At 47.9% G+C, this 6,955-nt stretch carries 8 protein-coding genes, 1 tRNA gene and 1 pseudogene; 9 read left to right on the top strand and 1 reads right to left on the bottom strand.

Annotation, left to right across the window (positions count from 1 at the left end; all coding sequences use genetic code 11):
* Positions 1-194 (bottom strand): annotated as a pseudogene (locus ACJAYR_RS10780) (hypothetical protein); the annotation flags it as partial.
* Between the two features lie 187 nt (positions 195-381).
* Between ACJAYR_RS10780 and ACJAYR_RS10775 the strand changes: the two are divergent.
* The 9 genes from ACJAYR_RS10775 (at position 382) to ACJAYR_RS10735 (ending at position 6,913) form a co-directional block, all read left to right on the top strand.
* Positions 382-939, top strand: coding sequence for a ubiquinol-cytochrome C chaperone family protein (locus ACJAYR_RS10775; RefSeq protein WP_415236603.1), 558 nt, complete (start codon positions 382-384; stop codon positions 937-939).
* A gap of 183 nt (positions 940-1,122) precedes the next feature.
* Positions 1,123-1,689, top strand: coding sequence for a YceD family protein (locus tag ACJAYR_RS10770; protein WP_415236602.1), 567 nt, complete (start codon positions 1,123-1,125; stop codon positions 1,687-1,689).
* 79 nt (positions 1,690-1,768) lie between these two features.
* A complete protein-coding gene (rpmF, locus tag ACJAYR_RS10765) occupies positions 1,769-1,954 on the top strand; it encodes a 50S ribosomal protein L32 (RefSeq protein ID WP_169544880.1) in 186 nt (61 codons plus the stop codon).
* A 46-nt stretch (positions 1,955-2,000) separates the two neighbouring features.
* Entirely contained in the window at positions 2,001-3,074 is a 1,074-nt protein-coding gene (gene plsX, locus ACJAYR_RS10760) for a phosphate acyltransferase PlsX (RefSeq protein WP_415236601.1), read from the top strand.
* A 44-nt stretch (positions 3,075-3,118) separates the two neighbouring features.
* Entirely contained in the window at positions 3,119-4,096 is a 978-nt protein-coding gene (locus ACJAYR_RS10755; RefSeq protein ID WP_415236606.1) for a beta-ketoacyl-ACP synthase III, read from the top strand.
* Between the two features lie 196 nt (positions 4,097-4,292).
* A complete protein-coding gene (locus ACJAYR_RS10750; RefSeq protein WP_169544882.1) occupies positions 4,293-4,592 on the top strand; it encodes an integration host factor subunit alpha in 300 nt (99 codons plus the stop codon).
* Positions 4,593-4,613: 21 nt separating this feature from the next.
* Positions 4,614-5,084 (top strand): MerR family transcriptional regulator, encoded by a 471-nt coding sequence (locus ACJAYR_RS10745; RefSeq protein WP_415236600.1) that lies wholly within the window; start codon positions 4,614-4,616, stop codon positions 5,082-5,084.
* A gap of 93 nt (positions 5,085-5,177) precedes the next feature.
* Positions 5,178-5,254 (top strand) — tRNA-Pro (locus tag ACJAYR_RS10740).
* 600 nt (positions 5,255-5,854) lie between these two features.
* Positions 5,855-6,913, top strand: a complete 1,059-nt coding sequence (locus ACJAYR_RS10735; RefSeq protein ID WP_415236599.1) for a COX15/CtaA family protein — start codon at positions 5,855-5,857, stop codon at positions 6,911-6,913.
* Positions 6,914-6,955: the final 42 nt, after the last annotated feature.

The raw sequence follows: 6,955 nt of genomic DNA, 5'->3' as shown, positions 1-6,955 counted from the left end.
TCGGCGAATGTGGAAATGCTGGAGGGAGAGCCAAGATTCTCAATAACGCCGTCTTTGTCCGTGATGCCGGGCTCAAGTTTGGCAATTTGATCAGGGTCTACGCGGTAACCGGAGCTTTCCTTGGTATATTCACAGGCAGTTACGGCCACACATAGAGCACTGACAAGTAAAGTATTTCGAAGGAATTTCATCATTTGACTGTCGCCTAGTCGTTAATCGGATTGCGCAGATTTGCATTGTCTCTCGGTTCTATCGGTTGACACAAGGCATCCAAGCGCTTAATTCATCCTGCATAAATGACATTTTAAACGTATAAATGTCAAATCTTTGGTGATTGACTGACTTGAAATTTCAAGCGGCTGGTCAGAATAAGGATCACGAATGATTTTCAAAAAATTCTTTGGGCAGCGGCAGCAGGAAATCGCAGCGCAAGAGCTTTATAAAGAAATTGTGCGGCAGGCCCGCCAGCCTGAATTCTATATCGCTGCTGAGGTTCCGGACACTGTTGATGGGCGATATGAAATGATTGCCCTGCACGCCTTTCTGTTGATGCGCCGCTTGAAAATAGATGGTGACGAGTCCCTCATCAAATTGTCACAGGCGGTTTTTGATCTAATGTTCGCTGATATGGATCAATCTCTTAGAGAGATCGGGGTCGGGGACTTGAGTGTTGGCAAGCGGATCAAGGAGATGGCAAAAGTCTTTTATGGTCGCGTGGTTGCCTATGAACAGGCATTGAACGGCGACGGTGAAACACTGGAAACGGCACTTGAACGAAATCACTATGGAACATGTGAAGTGACGCCCAACGCGGAAGTGTTGTCTTTGTTGGCTGAATATGTTCGTCAGAATGATGAGTATTTGAAGGGGCAGAACAGTCAGGATTTAGAGCATGGCCGGGTTGTTTTTCAAAATTTGTCGCAAAGCAAAGCCGGGTGAACGCATAATTCGCTTGATATTGGTTCGAAATTGGCAATATAAACAGCGCGTTAGATATAATTTGCAAAAGCATTTGACCCGGCGGACTGAAACGCTTATTTTCGCGCCTTCGAAAATGTAAGACCGGAAGTTTTCAGCACAAAACGGTCATTCGAGATCATGTTAGTTGGAAAGGGTCATCCCATGCAGGATACCGGGGAAGAATTTGCTCGGTGGGTGAATGTTGAGCGTCTTGGGCGAGAGCCTGTAAGAATTAACATCACAGCATCCGAGGATGAATGCCGCATTCTTGCTGAACGGCTTGAGATTTTGCAGGTTGCATCTGCACAAATGAAAGCGTCAGTCGGCAGAAAAGAAGGCAGCGGCCTGATTGAACTGACTGGCTCGATCGTTGCTGAAGTCGACCAGGCTTGCGTCGTAAGTCTGGAGCCTGTCAGGCAGAAAATTGAAGAAGATTTCGTAATGTGTTACACCTTTAACCGGGAAGACGCATTGGTTGAGGATGTGGATTACGTCGTCAGTATGGAAGAAGCGGACCTTCCAGAGTTGATCATTGATGGTCAGATTGACGTTGTCCAGGCGCTGATAGAGCAAATCGCCCTGTCGTTGGAGCCTTACCCTCGAGCGGATGATAGTGAGATTTCGAAGGCGTCGGAGATTATCCGGGACCTTGAGGAAGAGGTGGTTGAGGAACAAAAAGAAACTCATCGGCCTTTTGCAGACTTGAAGAAAATGATGAATAAGGACTAATTGACCGAATGTGACGTCAGTTAGTTTGGATCTGGGTTAAAGTCGCCAGTAAGTTGGTGCAAATTGAGAGATTGAGAAAATGGCAGTACCTAGAAAGAAAACCACTAAATCGAAACGTAACATGCGTCGTGCGCATGATTCACTTGGTGGTACACAAGTTCAGGAATGCACAAACTGCGGCGAGCTGAAACGCCCGCATCATATTTGTGGTTCTTGCGGTCATTATGACGACCGTGAAGTTCTGGATACAGCAGAAGCACTATAAATCAGATTTCTTCTGATTTCCGAGTGGACAGAAACCGGACGGTGGAATGAGCGAAAACGTTGTTATTGCACTTGATGCGATGGGTGGGGACGATGCCCCGGATATTGTCATTAAGGGTGTGGACATCGTTCGGATTCAATTTCCCAACGCCCGGTTTTTGCTGTTTGGAGATGAGGCGCGCCTTAATCCATTATTGGACGCCTATCCCCTTGTGAGATCTGTCTGTGAAATCAGACACACCACTCACGCCATTAAAGGGGAAGACAAGCCTAGCCATGCGTTACGCAAGGGACGTCAGAGCAGTATGCGACTGGCGATCGATGCCGTGCGCGATGGTGAAGCCGGTGGCGTTGTCTCAGCAGGGAATACAGGTGCACTAATGGCGATGGCCAAGTTTTCTCTGCGCACTCTGCCTGGGATCGATCGTCCGGCGCTTGCATCCATGCTCCCCTCTCCAAAAGGAGAGACGATCATGCTTGATCTTGGGGCGAATGTGGAGTGCGACGCGGATAACCTGGTTCAGTTTGCGGTTATGGGCGCTGATTTCGCCCGGGCCGTTTTGGGGCGGGTGCCGCCTCGTGTCGGCTTGCTGAACGTTGGCAGTGAAGAATTAAAAGGTAGTGATACCATTAAGGAAGCGGGCGAACGCCTGCGTTCCATAAAAAATCCTCCCTTTGAATATTGTGGCTTTGTTGAAGGCGATGATATTACGCGTGGTATCGTCGATGTGGTTGTCACAGATGGCTTTACCGGAAATGTTGCTTTGAAAACGGCAGAAGGGGTTGCGACTCTCTTCTCTAATTTTTTGAAGGCCGGTTTTCAGCAATCCCTTATGTCCAAGATTGGCTATCTTCTTTCGAAGAACGGTTTAAAGGTTTTAAAAAATCGATTAGACCCCAGATTGTATAACGGTGGGGTTTTCCTTGGTTTGAACGGTGTCTGCGTGAAAAGTCATGGTGGAACCGATGCTTTTGGTTTCGCAAATGCTGTTGCTGTTACAATCGGCATGGTGTCCGAAGGGATGATTGATCGCATGATTGCTCATTTCAAGGCCTTTGATGTAGAAACAAAAGCGAGTAGTAATGAGGAGGCTTCTTCCTCAGAAGTCACCGAAGCCTGAATAAGAACTATAAAGAACAACTGACCATCCGGTCAGAGAACGGAATTAACATGCGTCGCTCAGTCATTATCGGAACCGGTTCGTATTTGCCGGAAAGAGTTCTTACCAATGAAGAACTAAGCACGATGGTGGACACATCTGACGAGTGGATCGTGGCGCGTTCCGGTATTCGTGAACGCCGGATTGCGGCCGATGATGAATTGACATCTGATTTAGCGACTAAGGCGGCACAGGCAGCTCTGGACGCTGCCGGCCTTCAGCCAGATGATATCGATTTGGTCCTTGTTGCTACTGCGACGCCCGACGAAACATTCCCGGCAACGGCAACGACTGTTCAAAAAAAGCTGGGTATGACCAGAGGATTTGCCTTTGACCTTCAGGCTGTCTGTACCGGTTTTATTTATGCGCTTGCGACGGCAGACAACTTTGTCAAATGCGGACAGGCCAAGCGCGCTTTGGTTATCGGTGCCGAGACATTCTCCCGTATTCTGGATTGGGAAGACAGAACGACCTGCGTTTTGTTTGCCGACGGTGCCGGTGCAATTATTCTGGAGGCTTCCGAAGAAGAGGGGACCAATCAGGACCGCGGTGTGTTGACAAGTCATCTGCATGCTGATGGTAATCATCACGATCTTCTGTTTGTTGATGGTGGCCCTTCTTCGACACAATCCACCGGGTATTTGCGTATGGCAGGCCGGGAAGTGTTCAAGCACGCGGTTAATAACCTGGCAAGTGTTGTGGGTGAAGCGCTGGAGGCAACGGGCCTTGAAACGGATGATATCGATTGGTTGATTCCGCATCAGGCCAATAAAAGAATTATCGACGGGACCGGCCGTAAGTTGAAAATGCCCTCTGAAAAAGTCGTTGTAACGGTGGATCGGCACGGAAATACCTCTGCGGCCTCTGTTCCTTTGGCATTAGATGAAGCTGTCAGGGATGGACGGATCAAAAAAGGCGACCTTCTTCTTCTTGAAGCAATGGGGGGTGGTTTTACTTGGGGGTCTGCTCTCGTTCGCTGGTAATTGTTGCGAATCTACTGAATAGATTCGCAGGAAACAGTAAGAATCACGCTTTGTATTTCTTTTTTATGGTAAACAAGATTGCAATTTCACCATGAAATCAGGGTTTTATACAGATTTCACCGGTTTTTTGATCGTTTGCAGTTGACGCCTTTGCTTGCTGTGCTAATCCTTTATTAACGGGCGCGAGGTGGGAAACATGAGCAAAAATACACTGACCAGAGCACATTTGGCTGAGGCGCTATACCAGCAGGTTGGCCTTTCACGAAATGAATCGGCTGATCACGTTGAGGCTGTCTTGGGAGAGATAGCGGATCGTCTTGTTGACGGGGAAACTGTAAAGATTTCCTCTTTTGGGAGTCTTCAGGTTCGGGAAAAAAATGGACGTATCGGGCGGAATCCAAAAACGGGAGAAGAGGTTCCTATTGAGCCGCGTCGCGTGTTGGTTTTCCGGGCCTCCCATGTACTTAAAAACAAGATTAACGAAACATCACGTTAAATCTAACCAAATTGGTAAAGAATGTCGGACATACAAAACACTGTAGGCGGAAAAAGCTCAAAGTCCCCTGATGCTTTCAGGACGATTAGTGAGGTTTCTGACGAACTGGATGTTCCGCAGCATGTTTTGCGATTTTGGGAAAGTAAGTTTCCGGTCGTTAAGCCGTTAAAACGGGGCGGGGGACGACGATATTACCGTCCCGCCGATGTAGAGTTGATCCGTGGCATTCGTGATCTTCTTTATACCCATGGCTTTACGATTAAAGGGGCACAAAAGCTTCTAAAAGAGCAGGGCGGCAAGATAGAAAATATTGATGTCCTGTCACCGGTAAGCAAGAAGCGGGATCGTCAAGCAGATGCGCCTGCGATGACAGCAAGCTCGGGAAATGGCTTGAGTGCTGCTGCTGATGATACACCGATATCAGATCATCGTGAATTGCTTGAGAATATTCTGACCGAACTCAAAGAGCTCAAGCAGATTCTAAACAACTGACCCGTTTCATTTTATTTTCATTCCTATAATCGCAGGCCATTGCATTGCGGATTAAGGGCGGTTATAGTCGCGCCGCCTGACACCCATTTTTGACGGGCAGTAGCGCAGCCTGGTAGCGCACTTTACTGGGGGTGAAGGGGTCGTCGGTTCAAATCCGGCCTGCCCGACCAATTGAAAAGGCCTTGAAAACTCCGGTTTTCGAGGCCTTTTTTGTATCAGGCTTCCGAGAATATCGGATTTTCACTGCTAATTGAGTTATTTGATTTCGCAGTTTTCTGCGGTTGTCGTTTGTTAGTGTCCCAAATTTGGCCCAAATTTATGAATTTACGGCAAAGAAAAGCCCGAGCGGGGCTTTGTGGTCGGGATGATAAGAATGACTAGGTCGCTTGTTCACTGATCACTGCATTGCGCCGGTTCCAAATCCATTTTCGAAGTTTCCGATCGGAGTGGAGCAGGGTGCATTTTTGGGCCTCTTCCAGCCTGCAAATGGGAGCTTTCTCATACTGACTGAGGCCCGCAATTTCCGAAGCGATTTTCCGGCCCAAATATCGGCTTCGGGATTTTGGAAGTGTCCACTTTGGGAATGAACATTTCGTCAGGTTTTGTGTGATATTCATTCAGTGTTGTTCGGGTCTATGGTTCCGATCCAGTTGGCGTGGGCCTTGCTGATCAACGCGAAAGACACTGAAGGTTTTCTTCAAGGGTTTTCCATTTTAGAACCCTTCCAAAAAACGTTGCAAATTGGAAAAGGCAGACTATGTTCATGCCCCATGATGATACTTTCTTCCATGCCTGTTTCCGATAATCATCGGAATAATCAAATTGTTGCGTATTGGCTAATCACTGTTGCGTTTCTGGTATTTGCAATGGTGGTACTAGGCGGCGTGACACGTCTTACAGAATCTGGACTGTCGATGGTGGATTGGCGGCCGGTAACGGGTTGGCTTCCCCCGATCGGGGAAATGGCCTGGCAGGCCGAGTTCGATAAATACAAGGCATTTCCTGAATATCAGAAGGTCAATCGAGGAATGACATTGTCTGAATTCAAAGAAATTTTTGCTTTTGAATATGCTCACCGATTGCTTGGGCGGATTATTGGCCTTTCCTTTTTCGTCCCCTTTATGATTTTGCTGTTTTTTGGAAAGATCAAGCTGAAACAGGTTCCCCGTCTGCTTTTTCTCTTTGTTCTAGGCGGGTTACAAGGCGTTATGGGGTGGGTCATGGTTAAAAGTGGCCTTGTTGATCATCCGGATGTCAGTCACTATCGACTGACTGCCCATCTTGGTTTGGCATCCCTGATTTTTGGAGCCTTGCTATGGACCATAATGGACTTGTTGCATCCGACGCTTCCCGGCGAAAGCCGCCCGGCAAATGTTCTCAAATGGGCGCGTATATTGTTGGGACTCGTCTTCTTGCAGATTTTGATCGGTGGTTTTGTCGCCGGCTTAAATGCAGGATTTATCTATAATGAATGGCCGTTGATGGGCGAGGGCTTCTTGCCCGATGATCTGTTCGTCCTGTCTCCGTTTTACCTTAACTTTCTGGAAAATGTGGCGACAATTCAGTTTGCGCACCGACTGGTAGCCTATGGACTTGTCATCGCGTTTCTAGTTTTGTTTTTTGTTGGGCGTCGGCCAGGCATTGGAGACCGCGCACGATCTTTTATCATGCTGTTATTTCTTTCCATTTTTGCCCAGGTTGGCCTCGGGATCTGGACATTGCTGGCCGTTGTTCCGGTGACCCTTGGGGCGTTACATCAGGCTGGGGGGATGATTGTTCTTGGACTATCTGTTTGCCTCGTCCATGAACTGACTGCCCGCCGCATCTAAAAAAAGGCCAACGATTAAGTTGGCCTTTCGTTCAAATCATAC

Source organism: Sneathiella sp., from assembly GCF_047631475.1.
Taxonomy (GTDB): Bacteria; Pseudomonadota; Alphaproteobacteria; order Sneathiellales; family Sneathiellaceae; genus Sneathiella.
The sequence above is the reverse complement of the archived record's forward strand: the minus strand, read 5'-3'. Positions and strand labels throughout refer to the sequence as shown.

Coding starts and splice junctions, on each gene's coding strand:
- ACJAYR_RS10775 (WP_415236603.1), top strand. CDS start 382: ATGATTTTCAAAAAATTCTTTGGGCAGCGGCAGCAGGAAATCGCAGCG.
- ACJAYR_RS10770 (WP_415236602.1), top strand. CDS start 1,123: ATGCAGGATACCGGGGAAGAATTTGCTCGGTGGGTGAATGTTGAGCGT.
- rpmF (WP_169544880.1), top strand. CDS start 1,769: ATGGCAGTACCTAGAAAGAAAACCACTAAATCGAAACGTAACATGCGT.
- plsX (WP_415236601.1), top strand. CDS start 2,001: ATGAGCGAAAACGTTGTTATTGCACTTGATGCGATGGGTGGGGACGAT.
- ACJAYR_RS10750 (WP_169544882.1), top strand. CDS start 4,293: ATGAGCAAAAATACACTGACCAGAGCACATTTGGCTGAGGCGCTATAC.
- ACJAYR_RS10745 (WP_415236600.1), top strand. CDS start 4,614: ATGTCGGACATACAAAACACTGTAGGCGGAAAAAGCTCAAAGTCCCCT.
- ACJAYR_RS10735 (WP_415236599.1), top strand. CDS start 5,855: ATGATGATACTTTCTTCCATGCCTGTTTCCGATAATCATCGGAATAAT.